Below are 905 nucleotides of genomic sequence, written 5' to 3'. Positions count from 1 at the left end.
GTGGGGGCGGGGTCCGCCCGGGCCACGGTGCCGCCGTCGGCCGCGAACGCCCGGGCGGGCGCGGCGAGGAGTGCGGCGCCCAGCGCGGCGGACACGGCCGCCGACACCAAAGAGCGGGTTCTCACTACTGGATTCCCCCCACGGGAACGGCGCGGCACCGTGGCCCCGGTCATCCGGTGGCCGGCCGCGCTCTCTGTACGGTTGCTGTGAACATCACGCAACGCGTCGAACTCTAGTGCCCGCCACCGACAGGGGAGCAAGGGGGTTTCCCGGCGGTCGAGTGACGACGACGATCCACGGCGAGGCCGGGCTCCTACACTGGGTGGGCGCGTGAACGTCCACCGTGACCCTGCGCGACGACACGGAGGAAGGGGCGGACTGTGGCGGGGAAGGCCGGTGGCTTCGAGGATCCCTCCGCCGAGGTGCTGGCGGACGCGGCCGAGGCGTTCGGCCTGCTCGCCTCGTCGGCCCGGCTGCACCTGATGTGGGCGCTGTCCCAGGGCGAGAGCGATGTCACGCACCTCGCCGACCGGGTGGGCGGCGCGCTGCCGGCCATCAGCCAGCACCTGGCCAAGCTGAAGCTCGCGGGTCTCGTCCAGGCCCGCCGCGAGGGGCGGCGGCAGATCTACTACGTGGACGACCCGGACGTCGTGACCGTGGTGCGCGTCATGGTCGGCCAGCTGACCGCTCGTTCGCAGCAGGCGGCCACGCCCGTGCGCGGGCTGCGCGGGCCCGGTGGCTGAGACCACCGCAGCCGCGGACCGGGCCCCCGAAACCACGGACCCCGAGACCGCCGACCTCGATTCCCCCGGCCCCGAGGCACCGGGCCCCAAGGCCACCGATCCCGGCACTCCCGGCCCCGAGACCGCCAGTTCCGGGACTCCCGGTCCCACGGCCGCCGGTCC

Annotated in this window: 1 protein-coding gene; it reads left to right on the top strand. The window is 74.7% G+C overall.

Annotated features, from left to right (window positions below; all coding sequences use genetic code 11):
• The first annotated feature begins 380 nt into the window (after nucleotides 1-380).
• Nucleotides 381-743 carry a metalloregulator ArsR/SmtB family transcription factor gene (locus AB0M11_RS39000; RefSeq protein ID WP_365713279.1) on the top strand — a complete coding sequence of 121 codons (363 nt, stop codon included), beginning with the start codon at nucleotides 381-383 and terminating at the stop codon, nucleotides 741-743.
• Nucleotides 744-905 lie beyond the last annotated feature (162 nt).

Origin of the sequence: Streptomyces sp. NPDC051987, assembly GCF_040680735.1 — a bacterium.
Classification (GTDB): domain Bacteria; phylum Actinomycetota; class Actinomycetes; order Streptomycetales; family Streptomycetaceae; genus Streptomyces.
Note: the sequence above shows the minus strand (reverse complement) of the source record. Positions and strands in the feature narration are given on the sequence as shown.